Here is a 21392-nt window from a genome sequence, read left to right on the forward strand (position 1 = left end):
CCGGCGCCGTCGCGGGGGGGTGGGGGGGGGGGGCGGGGGGGGGGGCGGCCCCGCCGGCCCCCCCCCCCCCCCCCCCCCCCCCCCCCCCCGCGGCGGGAACGGCGGCGCTCTTCGCGAGCGTGAAGCCGCGCAGAAGCGGCGATTGCGGCGGACCGTCGGCGTCGCCATGCACGGCGGGCGATGCGCCGTCCGCGTCCGCATCCTGAGCGCCGCGCAGGAGCGAGGACTGAGGCACATCGTCGGAAGCCGCGCCGCCGACATCGTTTTTTGCGTTCTGCGTGCTCACGCTGCCTTCTTCCAGATCGATCTCCACGCCGCGCACCAGAATCTTGCGACCCTTGCTTCCCGCGCTCGCGACGGGCGGATTGAACGCGAAGCCGTTCTGTTCCGCATAGGCGAGACGGATGACGCTCTTGCCGTCGGGCAGCACGATCTTTCCCGCGCCCTGTAATTGCATAGAGTAGAGCATCGCGGGGTCTTCCACATAGGCGAGCACGGGCGCGCGGCTCATGCCGCGCTCGATATCGGCGCGCGCGTAGTAGGGCACGATATCCGCGCCTTCGCGGCGCAGCCGCAGCTTCTTGTCGCGGATGTCCGGCACGCTGTCGCCGACGCGCAGCGTGTACGTCTTGCCGCTCATCGATACGGTCGACAGCGGAACGACGTTGCGTCCTTCGATGCGCGCCGGAACCGGCGTGCCGCGCGCGCCGGGCGGCAGGCGGCGGGCGTCGAGGAACAGCATGTCGGTCGGCACGCCGTAGACCGGATAGACATACGGCGCGCGGCGCTCGCGGCTGCCCTTCAGGATCGGCTCGTAATAGCCGGTCAGGACGCCGCGCGCGCTTCTGTCGACATTGAGGATCTGATAGACCGTGAAGTTGTCCTCGAAGAAGCGGCGCACCGCGGCGGCGTTGCGCGCATCCACGCCGCGCGAGGCCGCGCAGGGCGCCGCCCACGCCGGCTTGCCGCTCAGCACGCCGCAACTGCGCCGGAACGCGTCCCAGGATTCGGCGACGTTGTCGGTCGCCCAGCCGGGCAGGCTCGCGAAGGCGACGGGCGTATAGAGTGCGTTCTTCGTCGCGAAAGGCGTGGCGTTCATGCCGACCGACGCCGACGGACTCGCCGGCGACGGATTCGCGATGCCCGGCTCCGCGCCTGTCGCGCTGACCATGCGCGCGTCGTCGCCTGGCGCGGAGGGCGGCGCGGCCTCATCGGCGCGCACGGCGGGCGAGGGCGGCGCGCCCGCGCATCCGGCGAGCGTGGCCGCGGTCAACGCAAGGGCGGCGAAGGCGGCGAGCGGATGCGCCGTTCCGGATGAAGCGCCCGGCGCGATGCCCGGCTGCGCGGCGACGCCGCTCGTTCGTGATGCCATGGTGCCCTCGTCTCGCGGCCGAAGCGCTTCGCTTTCGCTTCGAATTTCTCTATTTAGACGAACGGACGACATCGATTTTGAAGGTCGCCGCGCCATACGCGACGGGACACGACGGCGCGTTGCCGCCGCACGCCGGCACGCCCGCGAACGGCGATGCGCTGAGCGTCCGCTGCGCGGCCGCCGCGTTCTGCGCCTCGGGGGAGAGACTGGCGAAGACGGCGTCGTGCGCGAGACCGAGCGCCGGGAACTCGCGCGGCGCGGCGGAAACGATCGCGACGAAATGATTCGCGCCGACGGGCTCGCCCGCCTGCATCGGCCAGCTCGGACGCGGCAGCACGAGACGCTTCTTCCTGCCGATGCGATTGTCGGTATCGAGCGCGTTCGGAAACAGTTGCAGATATTGATTCGCCGGATCGACGACGAAAACATACACATAGCCGTCGCGATTGCTCGTGATCGCGAAGCGCAACAAGTCGCGGTCGACGACGGCGCGCGCGACGGGCACGTCCACCTTGACATCGAACGACGGATCGGCGAGCGAAACGATGCGCGCGAATTCGCCATCGGGCGTGAAAGGCGGCAGCGCGGCGGGCGGCGGAGGCGGCGGCGCTTCGGGCGCGACCTCCGGCGCAGGCGCCGAAGCCGTGACGACCGCCGAAGCAGCGACGCGCTCGGCCGAAGGCGCATGATGCGACGTGAAGCGCGGCACGAACCATCCGAGCGTCGCCGCCGCGCCGAGCAGACACGCGGCGCCGGCCGCCCAGCCGATACGCCTGCGCGCCGCGCTTTTCGCCGTGCGCGGCGCGGGCGCGTCGTCGAGCGAAATGCCGAGCTCGGCGGCGAACTGCCGGTCGGTCTGCGGCCGATGCGCGGGCGCAACCGCGAGCGCATGATCGATCGCCTTCAGGAATCGGTCGGAGTAACGGCCCGCCGCCAGTTTCGCGAGCGGCTGATAACTGTCCTTGACCACGCGCCCGACCGAAGGCGGCGGCGTTCGCCCGGTGATCGCGAAATACACGAGCGCGGCGAGCGCGTAGTGATCGGTCCACGGTCCTTGCCGCATCGACGGCACTTCGGCGTACTGTTCGATCGGCGCGTAGCCCGGCTTGAGAATCACCGTGAGCGCCTGCGTCATGTCGCCGATCACGCGCCGCGCCGCGCCGAAATCGAGCAGCACCGGCCGATGGCTTTCCTCCAGCAGGATGATGTTGTCCGGCGCGATATCGCGATGAAAACAGTCGGACGCGTGCAGCACGGCGAGCGCGTCGATGAGCGGCGTGAGCAGCGCGCGCAGCCAGGCTTCGTCGGGCGGCTTTTTCATCGCCCGGAGCGTTTCCTTGAGCGTCACGCCCTTGTAGTAGGGCATCGCCATGTAGGCGGTGCCGTTGGCCTCCCAGAAGCGGTACACCTTCACGAGCGACTGATGATCGAAGCGCGCGAGCAGCCGCGCCTCGTCGTTGATGAAGCTCTTGAGACCGGCGCGGAACATCGGCTCGTAGCGGCCGGACTTGACCTGAACCTGCGTCACGCCGACGCGCGAGGCGAGCGCCGCCGGCATGTATTCCTTCACCGCGACGTAGCGGTCGAGCGAAGTATCGAAGGCCAGATAGACGATGCCGAAGCCGCCCTCGCCGATGAGCCGCACGATCTCGAACTCGCCGAGCCGCGTGCCGGGCGGCAGGATGCTGTGCGCGGGCGGCGCGTCGGACGTCGATGAAGGCGCGCCCGCGCCCGCCACGTCGGACCGACGCACGCGCGCGCCGCTGACGATCACCGTCTTGTCGTCGCCCGCGTCGCCCGGATTGGTTTCGGTCTTGCCGGCGTTGCCGGTCGTGCCGCCGCCTTCTTCCGGTAGCCTGCCCGTCGCATTCATGATCCGCAGTCCCGCAGCAGGGTGATGAAAAGCGCCGTGTCGGGCAGGCCGTACGCCGGCCAGATCGTGATCGGGCGCGGCGCGCGATCGTCGCGATCGTCGCGATCGTCGGGCTCGTCGGAAGCGGGCGCCGTCTGCGCGGCGGTCCACAGGCTCATCCCTTGGATCTCGGCTTGCCAGAGCGGCGCGAGCGTGCGCGCGAGTGAATCGGGCAGCGTCGCGGCCGATTGCGCGATCCACGGTTCGTCGAGCATGGCGGCGCGCGTGCCGGCGTTCGCCGGCTGCGGCACCGGCAGCGCGGCGAGCTGTTCGTCGAGCCGCTCGATGCTGTGATCGAAATCGAGCGCGGCGAGCGCGACATGTTCGATCGCCGAAAGCCATTGCCAGAGCGCGGCGACTTCGCCGCCCGTCGATGGCGCCGCCTGCAGCGACGCCGCGATCGTCAACGGAAAATGCCGCCCGACGCGGTCCACCGACGCCATCACCACGCCCGTCCAGCATGCGCCCAGCGTCGGCGCGATGGCGCCGGGCATCGCGAAAAAGCGCCACACCGGGCACGTCAGATAGATCGAGAGCCACGCGTCGCCGAGCGCGAGCTGCGTTTCGCCGACGCGCTCGGCGAGCCATGCGTCCCACGGCGCGACAAACGCGTCCGACAGCCGCCGCGCCGCGAAATCGCCGAGCGACGGCAGCTTGCCGTACCAGCCTGCGATCGCCGCGCCGTCGTCCGCGAGCGTGCCGCCGAGCGCGTCGTTCATAGCCGCTCCGGACAGGAGAACTTGCGCAGATCGGCGAGCCGGAACGGATTCTCCACGCTGTTCGCCGTCACTTCGAAGCGCGTCTTGCGCCCTTCGACATCGAACGTGACGATGAAGCGCTCCGGCTGATCGGTCGGCTGCACGTCGAGCCGGTCGAACATGCGAAACAGCGCCCACGGCCCCTCGAACACCAGATTGCTCGCGCCGCTCGTCGGCGGCGGCGTGAGTTGCAGGCTCACGCGTCCCGAGCCGCGCGTGCCGGGCCACTGAATCGCGGTCGCGATCTGCGGGCCGTGCGCGTAGGTGAGCACTTGCCCGTCGACGTCGAGCGTGAAGGAGAGGATCGACGGGTCCATGTCGAGCGGCTTGAACTGCAGCGCGAGCGCGGGCGACTTGCCGCCGCCGCGGAAGAACACGCCGCGGATCGTCGCGGCGCGCTCGAACTGCGCCAGACCGGCCGGACTGATCTGCGACGCCGACGAATCCGACTTCTTGAACGCCCACGGCTTCGCGGAAACATCGACGTCGGGCGCGAGGTTCTTCTGGAAGAAATCGTCGAACTTGCCGCCCGGCGCGAACAGCGCGCCGAAGTCTTCAGGCAGCACGTCGCGCGCGGAATTCGGGTTGAACGGATAACGCCCGCCGACCGCGCGAACGCAGAACGCCGAGATCGACTCCTTCAGGTCCGCCGACAGATTCACGCGCCGCGCCTCCTGCGACTGCGCCGCGCCCTGGCTGCCGAGATCGAGCAGCGCGGTGCGGATCGGCTCGGGCATGCGCGCGGCCTGCGTGCGCAGCTTCGCCGGCGCGTCCGATGGCGGCGGCGCGGTCTTCTGCTGCAGGGCTTCGTCGGTGGCGCTGAGATACGTGTAGACATCGTTGATGACGGCGAGCGTCTGCGCGATCGGCGCGGGCTGCCCCGCGCCCGGGCTCGTCACGAGCGCGCGCAGGCCGGTGAACCGGTCATCGACGATGCTTTCCAGTTGAGCGCCCGGCGCGACCGGCGCGATCTGCGTCGGATCGGCCCCGCGAATCACCTTCAGCAGCTTTTCGCGCGCCGCGCCGAGCTTGTCGCCCGCGCGATCGACGACGGTCGTTTCGCTTTCGGGCTTCGCGCCGAGCGTCGTTTCGCGCGACGCCGCCTTCGCGAGCGCGGCGAGCGGCGAATCGGGCGCGGAGAGAATGCGCGCGATCTGCGTCGATTGCGACAGCGTGTCGGCGCGCACGATGCGGACATCGTTCAGGAACTCGGTCCAGATCCGCGCGTAATCCTGAAGATAGAGCAGCCGCACGTCCTCGGTGATGCGCTGCATCGCCGCCGGATCGCCGCGCGGCAGGCCGCCCTGATCGCGGATGCCGAGCACCCACGGCTCTTCGGCGGCGAGCTGGGCGGCGGTTTCATCGACGGCTTTCAGGAACGCCTTGTGATAGCCGTCGAACGAATAAAGCCCCGCCACGCCGCGCGTGAGCGGCGCGCCGCTCGAACGCGTGAACACGAGCGACGCGTTCGGCCCGCCCGCGTGCGCGATCGTGAACTCCGGATAATCCGTGCCGACGCCTTGCTGCTTCACGCGCCCGTACACGCGCTGCGCGAGCGTGTTGGCGGCGAGCATGGCGCGCAGATGCGCGACGAGACGCTCGTCGAACGGCAGATTCGGATGCACGAGGCCGCGCGCCAGCAACGCATCGAGATGCCCGGCGAGCGCCGCGCGCTCCTCGTTGCCGACCTCGCGCGGCAGCGAGCGGTCCCAGTCGGTGAGAATCCACGCCTTGAGCGAATCGGCATCCTGATGATCGGGCTGATTCAGCATCAGATACGCCTTGAGCGCTTCGTACGCGTAGCCGGGATTCGCGGGCGTCGCGCCGCGCGCCTGTTCCTCGATGCGCGCCGCGAGCTTCGGCAGGAACAGATCGGTCAGAAGGCGCTCGTACGCGAGCGTCGCGGCGGCGTCGAGTTTCGCGCCTTGCCAGAGGCCCCATTGCATCGCGATCGGTGGATGCGCGGCATCGACCTGAGGCGTCGATGCGAGGCCGCGCACCGCCGACAGCAACGGCAGCAGCGCGACGAGATTCGTGCCCGCCGCCGATGTCCCCGCCACGGCTTCCTTCGCCGCGCGCGCGGTGTGATCGACGTTCGCGACATAGCTGCGATTGCGCACATAGCTCGTGCCCCAGAGTCCGAGCACGCCAGCCGTTAGGGCCGCGATGACCGCATACGCGCCGAGCCGCCACAGATGCCGCTTGCGCGCCCATTGCAGATTCGATCCGGCGAGTCCCTGTTCGGCGAACACGACCTGCGTCAGAAGCCGCTCCAGAAAGAAGCTGCGCCCGCTCGACGGACGCGGCGGCTGCACGCCCCGCTCGATGCCGAACGCGCGCGCGAGCGAGCCGAGCACGCGATCGATCGGCGTGCCTTCCTGCGTGCCGCTCGTGAAATAGACGCCGCGCAAAAGCGGTGCATCGTCGTGTTTCGACTGGACGAAGGTCGCGCGCAGCGCATCGGCGACGAGCGGCTTCAACGCGGCGAACTGCTGCGGAAAACTCATGATCGCGGCGCGTTGCGCGAGTCCGCTTTCCGCGTTCAGGCGCTCCGGCAGACGCGCGACGAGCCGGGCTTCGAGCGCGTCCAGCTCGGCATCGATCCGTTCGCCGAATGCGGCCTGCGTGAGCGTGCGTTTCGGCTCGTAGGCAAACGTGAAGCCGAACACCTGCGCGCGCTCTTCCTTCGACATATCCGCGAAAAACTCCGTGAAGCCCGCGAGCAGATCCGTCTTGGTGACGAGCACGTAGACCGGAAAGCGCGTGCCGAACGCCTGCATCAGTTCGCGCATGCGCGCGCGCAAGGTCGATGCGGTTTCGTCGGTGCTCGCGGGCGTCGCGGCGAGCAGATCGGGGACGGCGAGCGTCAGCAGCACGCCGTTGATCGGCTGGCGCGGGCGCGTCTTTTTCAGGAGCGCGAGGAAGCCTTGCCATGCGGTCTGGTCGGCGTCGCGGTCGCTTTCGTGGGTCGTGTAGCGCCCGGCCGTGTCGATGAGCACGGCGTCGTCGGTGAACCACCAGTCGCAATTGCGCGTGCCGCCGACGCCGCGAATCTTGTCGGTGCCGAAGCGCTCGGCGAGCGGAAAGCGCAGCCCCGAATGCACCAGCGCAGTGGTTTTGCCCGCGCCCGGCGCGCCGATGAACATGTACCACGGCAATTGATACAGATATTGCCGGCCGGAGAGCGTGACCCAGTCGCGCCAGCCGGGTTTTCTGCCGGACGCGGTAATGCGCGCCTCGCGCAGCACGGCGAGCGCTTCGTCGAAACGCTTGCCGAGCGTCGCGACTTCCGCTTCGCCGGCGCTCGGTGCGGCAGCCTCGCGGCGCGGACTTTCGCTCTGCGCGGCGAGTCCCGCCGACAGCGCCGCCTGCGTGCGCCGCGCGCGCCACGCGGCCCAGAGCCGCCGCAGCACGAAGAGCAGCACGACGCAGCCGATCGCGATGTAACGCGACATCGCCGATTCGAGCGGATAGCTGCGCGCGAACGACAGGAGCGGCCCGGCGATCCAGATCGCAGCCGCAACGAGCAGCAGCCCGACGATCAGCAGCAGCACCGGATGAAACAGGATCGAGAGGATTTTTTTCATGTCAGGACCCGGGCTTCGCGAACACCGTCACTTCGACGCGCCGGTTGCGCGCGCGGCCGGCGGGCGAATCGTTCGGCGCGACGGGATCGGCGTCGCCCTTGCCTTCCGCTTTGAGACGCGAAGGCGCGATTGTCGCCGCGAGCAGGTCGCGCACGTTCGCCGCGCGTTCCTGCGACAGCTCCCAGTTCGAAGGAAAGCGCGCCGAGCGGATCGGCCGGTCGTCGGTGTGGCCCGTCACGAGCACGTTGCCGGGCACCGCCTTCAGCGCCGCCGCGATCCGTTCGATGAGCGGCCGCGTCTGCCCCGACACTTCGGCGCTGCCGGGTTTGAAGACGTTGTCGCCGTGCAGCGTGACGACTGAACGGTCGACGCGGTCATCGACGGCGACGAGGCCATCGCGGATTTCCTGCGCGAGGAATTCCGCGAGACGGGGTTTCGCCGCCTGCGTCACGACGAGAGGACGCTGCGCGCCCGCGCGGATCGAGGCGAGCGTGCCGAACGCGGGATCGGAGAGGCGTCCGAGCTGGAAGCTCATCGCGAGCCACGCCAGCGCGAGCACGAGCAGCGCGAACGCGCCGACGACCCAAACCGGCAGCACGTCGGTCGTGCGCCGCCGCGCCGTCGGCACGCCTTGCCAGTGCGGCGACAGCGCGCGCTCCGGTTCGCCGCGCTCCTTGCGGATCAGTTGATACAGCCGCGCGCGGATCGCGTCGAGCGTCTGCCGGCCTTGCGCCGCCACGCGGTAACGTCCCTCGAAGCCGAGCGCGAGCACCATGCTCGCCAGTTCCAGCAGATGCAGATGTTGCGCGGGCTTCTGCGCGAGCCGCGCGAGCAGTTGAAAGACCTTCTCGCCGCCCCACGCCTCGTTGTGAAACGTCACGAGCAGGCTTTGCCGCGCCCAGACGCCCGCGCCCCACGGCGTGCCCGACGCGGCTTCGTCGAGCATCGTGCAGACGATGTAGCGCGCCGCCGTCACCTGTTCCGCCGGGATGCCATTGGTGCGCGCCTCGTCCTCGAAGCGGCGCACGCCCGCGGCGAGCGCGTCGCGCAGCGCGGCGGGATCGGCGCACGCGCTCATCGTGCGGATGCGCGCGGCGAGCTGCAACAGCGGCGCGCACGCGGCGACCAGCGGATTCACCGCGCCGCCCGTCGCGAAGGCGGCGTCGAACGCGCGCTGCCCGGAGGCCGCCGCGCCGCTCGCCGAGAACGGTCCCTGCGTGCTTCCGCCGCCCGCGCGGCGCCGCCGCGCGCCGGGGTTGGGCTTGATCATCGTCTGATCGGATTCGAATCCGGCGAAGGGATCGTCGTCGTTCGTCATGTTCGTCGATGACCTCGCTCAATGACGGATCGCCCAGAATTCGAGTTCGAGCGCCGGAAACTCGCCAGCGATGTACATCGCCAGGTTGCCGGTCTGCTCCAGCTCCTTCCACAGCTCGCCGCCGCGATCCAGCTCGAAATAGGAAAAGCCCGCGTGAAACGGAATCTGCCGCGGCGCGACCGGCATCGCGCGCAGGCCGATGCCCGGCAGCGCGAGATTGACGAGATCGCGCAGCTTTTCAGCGGGCGCGATCTTCACCTGCGTCGGAAAGCGCGTGCGCAGCGCTTCGCCCGGCATCTGCGCGTTCGCGGCGAGCACGAAGCCGGCGCTCTTCACGAGCTCCAGATCGTTGATGAGCGCGACGCGCACGCCGGGCTTGCGGCTTTGCAGCTCGATCGCGACGGCGTCGGGTTCGCGCACGATGCCGATCAGTTGCCGCACGTCGCGCATGAGCGGCTCGAACGACGTCGCGACATCGTCATGGCAATACGGCGGATACGCGAGCACGCGGCGGCGCTCGTCGAACGCGGCGAGATCGCCGGCGAGCGCGAGCGTCGTCTGATACAGGCGTTCGGGATGCAGTAGCGGCACTTGCAACAGATGCGCGTACTGCGGCTCGAAGCGATTGAGCGTTTGCAGCAGCAGAAAATCGGCGATCTCCGCGACGCCGCCGCGCCCCGGATTCGCGAGGCGGCTCGCCAGGCGATCCGCATGTTGATGCACGAGGCCGGCGAGTTCCTGCGCATAGCCGAAGAGACGCGGGTCGGCGTGCGCGTGGAGCATCGGCGGGATGTAGCCGGGATCGAGCACGACGCGGTTGTCGGCGCGCCGTTCCAGCACGCGCGCAAGCCCGATGGTCGCGAAGGCGTCGGTCGCGTCGCGCGCGAGCATGAGCCGCACGTTCGGCGCGCCGACGCGAATCTGCGCGACGCGGTCCGTGCTCGTCGTTATATCGGCGACGGAAGTATCCGTCGTGCGAAAGCGCAATCCGTCGATGCGGCCATCGGCAGCGCCATCGGCGTCGAATTCCTTTGCGCCCGCGCGCGCGAGCGGCAGCGCAAGCAACACGAGCTCGTCGCGCGTGCCGGCGGGAATGTCGAGCGGCGGCGGCGCGGGGAAGTCGTCGGGAAAGGAGAACGCGGTGCCGTCGGGCAGCACGCCGAACGCCGACGCAAGCGCGATCTTGCCGAGCCCGAGCGCGATTTCGTCGAGCATCACGGCGGCCCAGCCCCACGACCACGCCTCGGTCGCGCGCGCGTGCGAGCGCACGAGATGCTCGATGAAGCGGTCGTGCTGCTGGAAGTGCTGGGGTTCGAGGAACAGGCCCTCGGACCAGATCATGCGTTGGTGCCAGGTCATGGTGCCTCGTATGGGCTTGGGCTCGATGCTCAAAGAACGATTCAGCGCGGCGGATTTGCAAACCGGCGCGCGCTGTCACTTCTTCTTGCCCGATGGCGGCGGCGCGGGCTGCGCGGCGATCGATACGTCGGCGGCGTCGATACGCACGTTCATCAGCGTCGTCTGGTTCGGCGGCACCGGCGCGCTCGCCCGCCAGCGCGATCGCTCGATGTCGCGATACGCCGCCACGACCGCGACGAACTTCGTGCCGGGCTGCACCGTCTGCTCGACGCTGCGGCTGTCGCCGGGCCGCAGCACGTATTCGTTCTTCGCGTTGAGATCGCCGCCGAGCGTCGCCTGCTCTTTGCCGTAGAGCGTGAAGAAGTCGGCGCTGTCGAAGGCGGCCGTCGTCTTCAGCTCGTACACGCGCACGACGACCGGCGACGGGCGGCCCGCGTGATCGGGATTCGCGCCATCCAGCGCGCTCACGCTGATACGCACGACCGTCGGCGCGGGCGGCGGCGGCGGCGACTTGCAGGCGCTCGCCGCGAGCGCGCAAAAGAGCAGTGCGCAAAGACGCGGACGCGGGTTCTCCATCATCGGATCGTGTGACTTCGCAAGTGGCTTCGGACACCACAACAGACGAACGAAAACGCCGCGCTTTTCAAATCGCTCGCGGTGTTTCGTCTAGTGAGGGCACCGCGCTGGCGCTTCGCCGGTAGCGCCAGTGCGAAGCGGCGGTCATCGAGGAGGGCGTTCGTGAAACCGATCGGGCGGACATGCGCGGGGCTCGCGCTCTTTGCAATGCTTAACGTCTGCGCGCAGACGGCGCAGAAGGCGCATGCGGCCACGGCGGATCAGGCGCTCACGCCGGCCGCGCGTCAGGCCGAAGCCCGCGTGCGCGACGCGGAAACCATCGCGACGCTGTCGCAGGAAGGGCGGCTCCTGCTCGCGCGGGATCAGGTGAAGCTCGACGGCTACGCGTATTGCAGCATGTCGGTGGCGGCGGCCGAGCGCGGCGATTTCCGCGAGAGCATCGAGGCGGCGTCGCGGGCGCTCGTCGTCGCGCGGGAGACGGACAACGCCCATCTCGCCGCGCTGTCGCGGCGCGATCTCGCCATCGCGTACAGCTATGCGGGCGATCTCGACGATGCCGAACGCTACGCGAAGGAAGCCATCGCGGCGGGCGGGAAGAATCCGGAGCAGGTGCTCGCGCCCGCGCACAAGATCCTCGGCGATATCGCGGCGCGGCGCGGCGATCCGTCGGCGGCGCTCGGGGAATATCGCGCGGCGCTCGCGACGGCGTCGGCGCGCTACCGGCCGATGGTGCTCCTCTCGATCACCAACGCGCAGATCGAGACCGGCGACGCGGCCGGCGCGCGCGCCACGTTCGAAGAAACGTCCGGCGTGAAGGACACGTTGCTTGCGCCGTTGCGCAGGCGCATCGAAGGCAATCTGCTGCTCGCGGAGCACAAGCCGCAGGCGGCGCTCGAAGCGTTTTCCGCAAGCGCCACAAAAGGCGGCTCGGACGCGAGCTACGACAACCTGTGGGCGCACGAGGGCATGGGCCGCGCGTATCTCGCGCTCGGCGACCGCGGCAAGGCGCGCGAAGCCTGGCTCGCCGCGCTCGACGATTCGGAAACGATCCGCGCGCGCTTTCGCAGCGACGAGTTCAAGACCGGCCTGTTCTCCGATACGCAGACGGTCTTCGAGGAAACGATCGCGCTCGTCGTCGAGGACGGCGACTACAAGCAGGCGTGGGCGCTTTCCGAGAGAAGCCGCAGTCGCGCGCTGCTCGATGTCGTGCGCAACCGGCTCGCGACGAACGTCGATGAAACGCAACTGAACGGCCGCGCGCTCTCGCTCGACGACGTGACGAGCGCGCTGAATACCGGCGAGGCGATCGTCGAATATCACGGCCTGCCCGACAAGCTGATCGCGTGGGTCGTGCGCCGCGACGGCATTCAGGGCTTCACGCTGCCGGTTCCGCGAAAGGACATGACGCTCGCCGTCGGCGATTTCCGCACGTCGATCATCCGCGGACGTCCGCAGGCGCTGACCTACGGCGCGAAGCTCGATGCGCTCCTGATTCAGCCGCTCGGCTTGCGGCCGAACGAACGGATCGTCATCGTGCCGAACGGCTCGCTGCATTACATGCCGTTTCAGGCGCTGAGGAACGCGCAAGGGTTTCTGATCCAGCGGCATGCGCTTGCGCTCGCGCCATCGGCGAGCATCGCGGTGCAGCTCGTGCGGCGGCAGCAGCGCATCGCGAGCAATCTCGTCGCGTTCGGCAATCCGCGCATCTCGCCGGAATTCGATCTGCCCGGCGCGGAAGCCGAAGTCCGCGCGATCGGACCGCTCTTCGCGCAGCGCGAGACCTTTCTGCAAGGCGACGTCACGCGCAAGACCTTCAGCGACAACGCGCCCGAGGGCCGCATCGTGCATGTGGCGACGCATGCGCAGGCCGACACCATCGATCCGTTGCATTCGCGCGTGCTGCTCGCGCCCGCGAAACAGCCCGCCGACGGCCCCGACCCGATGCTCGCGCAGGACATCTACAACCTGAAGTTCGATTCGGTCGCGCTCGTCACGTTGTCGGCGTGCGAGACGGCGCTCGGGCGCATCGAGCGCGGCGACGAAATCATGGGCTTCACGCGGGCGTTCTTCTATGCGGGCGCGTCGGCATTGCTCGTGTCGATGTGGCCCGTTTCGGACGAATCGACCGCGCTCACCATGCGCACGTTCTACGGCGCGCTCACGAAGGGCGAGGAAGCCATCGACGCGATGCGCGACGCGCAGCTCGCCGTGCTCGCCGACGGCAAGTTCGCTCATCCGTTCTACTGGGCGCCTTTCGATCTGATGGGCAACTGGCGGCTCTCGGTCGCGCGCTGAAAGACGTTTTCCGATCACCGGTGAGGATTGCAGAAGTGAACCACGCCACGAAATCCCCATGCTTTTCCTCACGTTCGAAAGCGCGTGCGGCGGGCGTCGGCATCGTCTGTGCAAGCGCGTTCTCCGCGTGGGCGCAGCAGGTGCCGATGCCGGGCACGGCGCAAGTGCCGAGCGCGGGTACGCTGCTCAACGAGCAGCCGCGTCCGTCGACGTCCGCGCCGCCGCCGGGCGGTTCGAGCGCGCTGCCCGCGCCGCCGGCCGCCGCGCCGGAAGTGCCGGACGGCAAGAAGTTCACGCTGAAGAGCATTCGTTTCGCGGGCAACGAAACGCTGCCCTCGGACACGCTGCTCGCGCTCGTTTCCGACAGGATCGGCCAGGAAGTGTCGATCAACGATCTGAACGCCATGAGCACGAAGGTCGCGCAGGCGTATCGCGAGCGCGGCTATCCGCTCGCGCAGGTCGTGATTCCGCCGCAGGACGTGACGAACGGCGACGTCACGTTCACCGTGCTCGAAGGCAAGATCGGCCGCGTGCGGCTGACGATGGCGCCCGGCGCGCCCGTCAAGGAATCGATGGTGCGCGCGCGGCTCGCCGCGATCGAGCCCGGCAAGCCGCTGCGGCAAAACGAACTCGAACGCACGATGCTCCTGCTGTCGGACCTGCCCGGCATTCGCGTGAGCTCGGCGCTGGAAACGGGCAGCGCGCCCGGCACCGTCGATCTGAACGTGACGGTCGAGCCGACGCGCCGCTGGAACTTCGCGGTTTCCGTCGACGACTACGGCGCGGCGCCCGCCGGGCGCTGGCGGCTCGGCGCGGTGGGACGGCTCGCGTCGCCGTTCGGCATCGGCGACAACCTCGACATCAACCTGCTCGCGGCCGAGCGCGCCGATACCGTCTACGGACGCATCGGCTACGACGCGCCCGTCGATGCGAGCGGCACGCGCGTCGGCATCGCGTATTCGCATCTGTATTACTACCTCGGCGAGCAGTTCTCCTCGCTGAACGCGCATGGCGATGCGGATGTCGTCACCGCGTCGGTGTCGCATCCGCTGATCCGCTCGCGCAGCCAGAACCTGCTGTTGCGCGGCGCGCTCGAATACCGCTCGCTCACCGACAAGATCGACAGCGTCAACTTCGACAATCCGCAGAAGCTGTATGTGGCGAGCGTCGGGCTGTCGTACGAGAGCCGCGACAGCTTTCTCGGCGGCGGCTTCAACAGCGCGGACGTGCAACTGGCGTTCGCGCATCTGAACATCGATTCGGCGCTCGCCGAGGCCATCGATCAGGGACCGTTCGGGCGCAACACGCAAGGCAACAGCGTGCGCCTCACGATGCAGGCCAATCGCCTGAACGCGATCACGCGCAATACGAGCTTTTTCGTCGGCGTGTCGGGGCAATGGGCGAACCAGAACCTCGACAGCTCGTCGCGCATCACGCTCGGCGGGCCGCGTGCGGTGCGCGCGTATTCGCCGTCGGAATCCGTTGTCGATGAAGGGCTGATTGCCACGGCCCAGCTTCGCTATGCGGTGATTCCGTCGCTCACGCTGTCGACGTTTTTCGATATCGGCGTGGGCCGCTACAACGCGCGCTCGATTCCCGGACAGGGCGCGAACACCGTGACGCGCAGCGGCGTGGGTCTCGGCGCGTTCTGGAGCGGGCCGTACGGCATCACCGTGGATGCGAGCGTAGCCTGGCGCACGACCCGCGCCGACACCACCGGCGACGACAAGGTGCCGCGCGTCTACGTGCAGGTATCCAAATCGTTCTAGCGCGGAAACAGGAAACGAGGAGTTCGACATGAGCGACATCACCTGCCTACGGACCCGCAGGCATCGCCGGGAATGGGAGCGCGCGATCAGGCGTTTCGCCAGACGCGCCGCCCGTCACATGGGCGCCGATCTGAGGGTATCCGCGCTGTTGCCGCTCCTCGTGGTCGTCGCGGCGCCGGGCGCGTTCGCGTTGCCGGTCGGCGAGCAGGTTCAGGCGGGCAGCGTGACGGTCAACCGGCCAAACGCGACGTCGATGACGATCACGCAAGGCTCGCAGAAGGGCATCGTGAACTGGAACGGGTTTTCGATCGCGGGCAACGAGCGCGTCGATATTTCGCAGCCGTCGGCGCAGGCGGTGCTGCTCAATCGCGTCGTCGGCAATGAAGTCAGCCGCATCGCGGGGCAGCTCAACGCGAACGGGCAAGTGTTTCTCGTGAATCCGGCGGGCGTCGTGTTCGCGCGCGGGGCATCGGTGAATGTGGGATCGCTCGTCGCATCGACGCTCGGCATTTCGAACGACGCGTTTCTCGCGGGCAAATATCACTTCGCGCAGGGCGGCGCGGCGGCCGGCAAGGTGTCGAACCAAGGATCGATCACGGCCGCGACCGGCGGCGCGGTCGCGTTGCTCGGCGCGCAGGTCGACAACAGCGGACTCGTCAGCGCGACGCTCGGCAAGATCGCGATCGGCGCGGGCAGCGACATCACGCTCGATTTCGCGGGCGACGGCCTCACGATGCTGAAGGTGAACGACAAGGTCGCGAACGCGCTCATCGGCAATTCGGGGACGCTGCAGGCGGACGGCGGACAGATCGTGATGTCGGCGCGCGCCGCCGACGACGCCGCGGCGAGCGTGCTCAACCAGACGGGCACGGTGCGCGCGAGGAGCGTCGAGTCGCGCAACGGGCGCATCGTGCTCGATGGCGGATCGGCGGGCGAGACGGATATCGGCGGCAGCGTCGATGTCAGCGCGCCCGATTCGGGCAAGGGCGGACAGATCGACGTGACCGGCTACCACGTCGCGGTGAGCGACGGTGCGCGTGTCGACGCGAGCGGCGCGGGCGGCGGCGGCCGCGTGCGTGTGGGCGGCGGCGCGGCGGGCAAGGCGCCGGACATCGTCAACGCCGATGCGCTCTGGATGAGCCCGAACGCGCACGTCATGGCCGATGCGCTCGTCGCGGGCGACGGCGGCAACATCGTCATGTTCGGGACGGAAGCGGCGCGCGTGTACGGCGAGCTTTCCGCGAAGGGCGGGCCGGGCGGCGGCAACGGCGGGCTCGTCGAGACGTCGGGCAAGTATCTGGCGACGGACGGTGCGCGGATTCACGTCGAGGCGCTGCGCGGGCACGGCGGGCAATGGCTGCTCGATCCGTCGAGCATCGAAATCGTCAATACGGCGCCGTCGAGCGTGAGCACGGGCACCACCGACAGCACGTCATGCTGCTCGCTTCAGGCGCTCAGCACGAGCCTGGGTCCGGCTCTTTCCACGACGACGAATCCGGTGACGTTCACGCCGGGCGCGGGCGACAGCTACGTGCTCGCGTCGGACATCACGTCGCAACTGGACCGGGGCGCGTCGGTGACGATCTCGACCAGCAAGGACGGCGGAGGCGAATACAACGGCGACATCACGATGCTGAAAGGGACGAGCATCACAAAGACCGCCGCCGACAACGAAGGCACGCTCACGCTGAGCGCCAACGGCTCCATCACCGTGCTCGGAACCATCGGCGGCGCGGCGGGCGACCAGCGGCCGGCGGGCAAGCTGAACGTCGTGCTCGACGCGAACACGGGCGCCTCGGGGCAAAGCAACATTCTGCTTTCCGGCGCGTCGATCAGCACGAATGGCGGTTATCTGGCCATCGGCGTGCCGCAAAGCGTTGCCGGGACGCCCGCCGCCGCGAAGCGCTTCGACGGCGCGGCGGTCGGCATCATCGACTCCAGGATCGACACGACCGTGCCGCAAGGCCCGACCGGTCTCGCGAGCGGCTCGGTGACGATCAACGGGCAAGGCACGCTCAAGGTTCCGGACACGATTTTCGGGATCAGCGACACGGACGTGGGCCTAACGAAGAACCAGGCCTATGCGCCCGTCACCATCAGCAGTTCGAGCATCGCCACTTCGGTCAGCGACATTTCCGTGTCGGGGCAGGCCGGCGGCGACTTCGGGGCGCCGGCGGGCGTCGCCATCGGCGGGACATCGAGCCTGCGCACGTCGTCGGGCAACATCAGCATCACAGGCAGCGCGCCGACCACCAAGGAGCGCGTGCAGACGTTCACCGACATCTACGGCGTCGCGCTTCGTCCGGCATCGCTCGGTCCGTCGACGGCGCTATTGAGTACCACGACGGGCAACATTTCCATCACCGGTACGGGACCGGCGATGGATAGCGCGGTCAGCTCGGTGAGCGGCGGCGGCGTTCTGATCGCGCCGACGGCACGCCTCGACCAGAGCACCACGGTCATACGGACCGGGTCGGGAAACGTGAACATCATCGGCAACGGGATGTCGATCGGCACCGCGTTCGGCGGCGTGAGCGGCGCGGGCGTGATGTTGCGGCCGGAATTCCTCGGCTCGGGCGTCGGTCCGCTCGTGCATACCGGCTCGGGCAACGTCTCGATTTCGGCCTCCGCGACCACGATCGCGAACCTGACCGGGGGAACGCTGTCCGGCTCGGGCGTGAGCATCGCGGCGGACGGGGGCCAAGGCTTTCCCTTCAGCCCGTCCGTCGTTTCGGACGCCGGCAATATCTTCGTTACGGGCAACGGGGCGAGCGTCACGGGAACCGTGAGCGGCGGAACGGTCGGCGGCTCGGGCATCGCCATCGGCGGATCGTCGGTCGCGCTGAGCACAGGCGGCGCGGGCAGCATCACGCTCAACGGCAACGGGCCGAAGGTGCAGGCGCTCAACACCGGATCGGTGTCGGGTTCCGGCGTGAGCATGGTGGCGGCGTCCGTCTCCACGAACATCAACTCGATCAGCACGGCGAACGCACCGCTCGTGCAGACGCAGACGGGCCGCATTTCGATCGACGGCAAGGGGCCCGCCGTGCAGACCGTGGCCTCGCTTTCGACTTCGACCTCGGTGTCGACCGGCATCGGCAGCGTGACCGGCGACGGCGTGAGCCTGCTGCGGGCTTCGCTCAGCACGAGCGCTGGCGGGATCGTTCCGGTGATTTTGTCCGCGAGCGGCGACGTCGACGTTCACGGCACCGGGGCGGTCGTGCAGCGTTCGCCCGGGCGTGTCGGGGGCAACGGCGTGCGGATCATCGGCACGTCGCTCGGCACCGGCGGCGCGATGAGCATTACGGGAACGGGCGCGACGGCCGGCGGCGGCAGCGCCGCCGTCGCGGGCGCGGGTGTGTACGCGCAGAACGCGCGGATCTCATCGACCGGCGCGGACGTGTCGATCACCGGCACGTCGGCGAACGGCAAGCGGCGCTACGTTCCGGCGATCGAGGGCAGCGAAGAACCGGTTCATTTCGACGGCGTGCATCTCGAAGCATCGGATGTCGCGGCAAGCGGCGGCAGACTGTCGATTCGCGGCACCGCGCCCGATGGCATCGCCGCCTACGGCGTGTTCGTGGCGGGCATGAGCCCGGCGCTCGGCTTGCACGCCGACGGCGCGGTCACGATCTACGGTCTGGGCAGCGGCGCGGACGGCGTGGCGCTGGCAGGCACGTCGTCGTCGAATCGCGGCGTCGTCGGCTCGGCGAACGGTTCGATCGATATTCGCGGCGGCACCAACGGCCAGCTCGACGCGAACGGCGCGCATGGCAAAGGCGTATCGCTCGCCGATGTGACGCTTCAGGCCAACGCGCCCGCGCAGACGGTGTCGGTCACGGCATCGACACCCGCCGACGCCGCCACGGCGCTGTATATGAACCGGGCGACGCTCTCGGCGGGCGACTACGGCACGATCGTCGTGCGGGCGTCGAACTCGGGCAAATACGGCTTCGTGTTCGACGATTCGGGCAGCACGTTCTCGTCGCGCTTCGGCACGGTCGTGTTCGTGCCCGGCAAGGTCGGCGCGGACTTCGACATCGTCGGCGACAACGCGCAGGCGATCAACGTGCTCGGCGCAAGCAGCGGCCTCAGCATCGGACCGTCGATGCTCGGCGCGATCGCGTCGAACATCGCGACGGTCGTCATCGGCTCGTCGACCCAGACCGGGAAGATCACGGTCAGCCTGCCGCAAGGCTTCGCGCACGACCTCACGCTGCAGAACACGGGCGCGGGCAGCCAGGGCATCGATCTGCCATCGGGCGCCGCGATGCCGGACAGGACGCTCGCGCTCGATTCGTCCGGTCGCGTCACCGATCCGGGCGGCATAAAAGCGCAGACGCTTTTGCTCGCGGGCGGCGGCGACTTCGATCTCGCAGACGCGGGCAACGACGTCAAAGTGCTCGCGCTGTCGGGCGCGCATGACGTGCGGTTTGCGACGGCGGGTGGCTTCACGATCGGCACGGCGAGCGCCAATGGTTTCGACGGCGCGACGGGCAACCTCGCCAGAATCGGCGGATCGCAGCCGAACGTCACCGGCGACCTCACCGCGATTTCCGATGGCGGCGCGATCGCGATCGGAACACCCGGCACGCCCGGCGCGCCGACGCACCTGAGCGCGGGCGGCAGCATTGACCTCGTGATGGAGCGCGGCGTCTTCGACAACGCGTCGGGCGGCACGATCGGCGCGGGCAACGCGTGGCGCATCTGGGCGGCGACGCGCAACGGCGAGAACCGCAACGGCGTCGATCCGGGCGGCGCGCTGCCGAACTTCTACGGCTGCGTCTACGGCGGATTCTGTAGCTGGAACGGGCAGCCGTCGCAGAGCGTCGTGCCGGCGGACGGCAACCACTTCGTCTACGCCGACCGGCCGACGGTCACCGTCACCATCGGCAGTCAAACGCGCGAGCAAGGCGGAGCGAACGGCGCGTTCGGTTTCGACGTCAGCGGTCTGCTCGCCGGCGATCGGCGCAGCACGTCCGTCGTCGCGGGACGGCTCGGCTCGTCCGCGACGACGATATCGGCGGCGGGCGTGTATGGCATCGACGGCACGTTTTCGTCGCCGGTTGGCTACAACGTCGTCGTGGAGCCGGGCACGCTGACCGTCACGCCGATGCAGCTTCAGGGCGCCGTTTTCAACACCAGCGGACTTCAGCCGCTTTTCACGGCGCAGGAACAGACCTTCGTCTACGAGAGCAATCTGGGCGCGGTCAACATCTGCGTCGGCACGAACGAGCCGATCCTCGCGCTGCAACAGCCCGAAGGCGACGCCGACGCACTCGCGGCGGAATGGAAGCGCGTGCGCTCGCGGCCGAATCTGAACAACTGTCTGGTCGTGAACGGACAGCACGGCTGCGGCGAGTTCTGAGGAGCCGCGATGATCGACATCGAACCGCTCCTCGCGCCGACAGAAACGATGCCGCCCGCAGGCATCGATCTGGAATACGACGCGGCGTTTCTCGAATTCGAAGCGCTCGCGCGCGGCATGCCGCAGCGTCAGTTCGACGTGCTCGTCGAGCCGCCGCCGTGGAACGACGTGCTGGAGCAGGGCGACGCGCTGCTCGCGCGCTCGAAGGATGTGCGCGTGGCGATTGCGTGGACGCGCGCGGCGGCGCATGTCCACGGACTCGCGGGCTTTCATGCGGGTTTGCGCCTGCTGACGGGCCTCGTCGAGCGCTATTGGGACGGCCTCTTCCCGCCGCTCGATCACGATGACGACAACGATGCCGTATTGCGCATCAACGCGCTTGCGCCGCTCGCCGATGCCTACACGCCGTTCGCGGAAGCCGAGACCTTGCTGCACGATCTGCGCGAATGCGAAGTGTGTCGCGTGCATGGCGAGCGGCTCGCCGTGCGCGACATTCTGGTGGCGCAGGGCAGGCTCGCGCCGGAGGAAGGCGCGAACGCCGCGACGCCGGCGCGCGTGGAAGGCATGCTCGCCGATGCCGTGGCGCAGGATGCCGAGCTTCTCGCGAATGGGCTCGATCTGCCGCGCGCCGTGCAGACGCTGTGCGCTTGCCTGACGGAGAAGCTCGGCGCGGAACGCGCGCCTTCGATGACCGCGCTGACGATCGCAACGCGTCACGTCGCCGCGCAGTTTCGCGCGTTCGCTTCGACGGACGCGCCCGAAGCATCCGCCGACATCACGAAGATGAAAGAAGCGCCGACGCTTCGTCGCGCGATTGCCCGCCCCGGCGAGATCGCGACGCGCGACGATGCGCTCGCCGCGCTCGACGCGGTGTGCGCGTTTCTCGAACGCACCGAGCCGACCAATCCCGCGCCGCTGTTGATCCGCCGCGCGCGCGGATTGATGGGCAAGGATTTTCTCGCGGTGATGCAGGATCTCGCGCCCGACAGCCTCGCGCAGATTCATCTGATCGCGGGGACGAGGCCGCAGTGAGCGCGGGTTCTCGAATCGAGTCTTCAATCCGGCCACAACTCGTTCG

11 protein-coding genes are annotated in these 21392 nt (G+C 68.9%); 4 read left to right on the forward strand and 7 right to left on the reverse strand.

From position 1 onward, the window contains the following. From NCS67_RS28940 to tssJ, 7 genes are all read right to left on the reverse strand, one after another. Positions 1-1372: MltA domain-containing protein (locus NCS67_RS28940; protein ID WP_250437615.1), on the reverse strand; the 1372-nt coding region annotated here is incomplete at its 3' end. Positions 1373-1421: 49 nt separating this feature from the next. Continuing rightward, positions 1422-3245: a serine/threonine protein kinase gene (locus NCS67_RS28945; protein WP_250437616.1), complete on the reverse strand. Its 1824-nt coding sequence runs from the start codon at positions 3243-3245 to the stop codon at positions 1422-1424. Continuing rightward, the gene (gene tagF, locus NCS67_RS28950) at positions 3242-4003 is read right to left on the reverse strand and encodes a type VI secretion system-associated protein TagF (protein ID WP_250437617.1); all 762 of its coding nucleotides are present in this window, start codon (positions 4001-4003) and stop codon (positions 3242-3244) included. The genes NCS67_RS28945 and tagF overlap by 4 nt, the downstream gene beginning before the upstream one ends. Continuing rightward, a complete protein-coding gene (tssM, locus tag NCS67_RS28955; protein WP_250437618.1) occupies positions 4000-7629 on the reverse strand; it encodes a type VI secretion system membrane subunit TssM in 3630 nt (1209 codons plus the stop codon). The genes tagF and tssM overlap by 4 nt, the downstream gene beginning before the upstream one ends. 1 nt (position 7630) lies before the next feature. Next, complete coding sequence (locus NCS67_RS28960) at positions 7631-8947, reverse strand: DotU family type VI secretion system protein (protein WP_250437619.1); 1317 nt, start codon at positions 8945-8947, stop codon at positions 7631-7633. Between the two features lie 18 nt (positions 8948-8965). Beyond that, positions 8966-10306 carry a type VI secretion system baseplate subunit TssK gene (tssK, locus tag NCS67_RS28965; protein ID WP_250437620.1) on the reverse strand — a complete coding sequence of 447 codons (1341 nt, stop codon included), beginning with the start codon at positions 10304-10306 and terminating at the stop codon, positions 8966-8968. 75 nt (positions 10307-10381) lie between these two features. Further along, a complete protein-coding gene (gene tssJ, locus NCS67_RS28970; RefSeq protein WP_008346442.1) occupies positions 10382-10882 on the reverse strand; it encodes a type VI secretion system lipoprotein TssJ in 501 nt (166 codons plus the stop codon). Positions 10883-11044: 162 nt separating this feature from the next. Here tssJ and NCS67_RS28975 point away from each other — a divergent pair, with 162 nt between their 5' ends. The 4 genes from NCS67_RS28975 to tssA are packed head-to-tail and all read left to right on the forward strand — an operon-like array spanning position 11045 to position 21346. After that, positions 11045-13177, forward strand: a complete 2133-nt coding sequence (locus NCS67_RS28975; protein WP_250437621.1) for a CHAT domain-containing protein — start codon at positions 11045-11047, stop codon at positions 13175-13177. Positions 13178-13212: 35 nt separating this feature from the next. After that, positions 13213-14946 carry a ShlB/FhaC/HecB family hemolysin secretion/activation protein gene (locus NCS67_RS28980; protein ID WP_250437622.1) on the forward strand — a complete coding sequence of 578 codons (1734 nt, stop codon included), beginning with the start codon at positions 13213-13215 and terminating at the stop codon, positions 14944-14946. A 28-nt stretch (positions 14947-14974) separates the two neighbouring features. Beyond that, positions 14975-20314, forward strand: a complete 5340-nt coding sequence (locus NCS67_RS28985) for a beta strand repeat-containing protein (RefSeq protein ID WP_250437623.1) — start codon at positions 14975-14977, stop codon at positions 20312-20314. A gap of 9 nt (positions 20315-20323) precedes the next feature. Beyond that, complete coding sequence (gene tssA / locus NCS67_RS28990; protein ID WP_175980200.1) at positions 20324-21346, forward strand: type VI secretion system protein TssA; 1023 nt, start codon at positions 20324-20326, stop codon at positions 21344-21346. The last annotated feature ends 46 nt before the right edge of the window (positions 21347-21392 follow it).

This window comes from Caballeronia sp. ATUFL_F2_KS9A (assembly GCF_023630765.1).
Lineage (GTDB): Bacteria > Pseudomonadota > Gammaproteobacteria > Burkholderiales > Burkholderiaceae > Caballeronia > Caballeronia zhejiangensis.

Excerpts from the sequence above, each read along its gene's own strand:
- NCS67_RS28945 (WP_250437616.1), bottom strand. The coding sequence starts at position 3,245 with ATGAATGCGACGGGCAGGCTACCGGAAGAAGGCGGCGGCACGACCGGC.
- tagF (WP_250437617.1), bottom strand. The coding sequence starts at position 4,003 with ATGAACGACGCGCTCGGCGGCACGCTCGCGGACGACGGCGCGGCGATC.
- tssM (WP_250437618.1), bottom strand. The coding sequence starts at position 7,629 with ATGAAAAAAATCCTCTCGATCCTGTTTCATCCGGTGCTGCTGCTGATC.
- NCS67_RS28960 (WP_250437619.1), bottom strand. The coding sequence starts at position 8,947 with ATGACGAACGACGACGATCCCTTCGCCGGATTCGAATCCGATCAGACG.
- tssK (WP_250437620.1), bottom strand. The coding sequence starts at position 10,306 with ATGACCTGGCACCAACGCATGATCTGGTCCGAGGGCCTGTTCCTCGAA.
- tssJ (WP_008346442.1), bottom strand. The coding sequence starts at position 10,882 with ATGGAGAACCCGCGTCCGCGTCTTTGCGCACTGCTCTTTTGCGCGCTC.
- NCS67_RS28985 (WP_250437623.1), top strand. The coding sequence starts at position 14,975 with ATGAGCGACATCACCTGCCTACGGACCCGCAGGCATCGCCGGGAATGG.
- tssA (WP_175980200.1), top strand. The coding sequence starts at position 20,324 with ATGATCGACATCGAACCGCTCCTCGCGCCGACAGAAACGATGCCGCCC.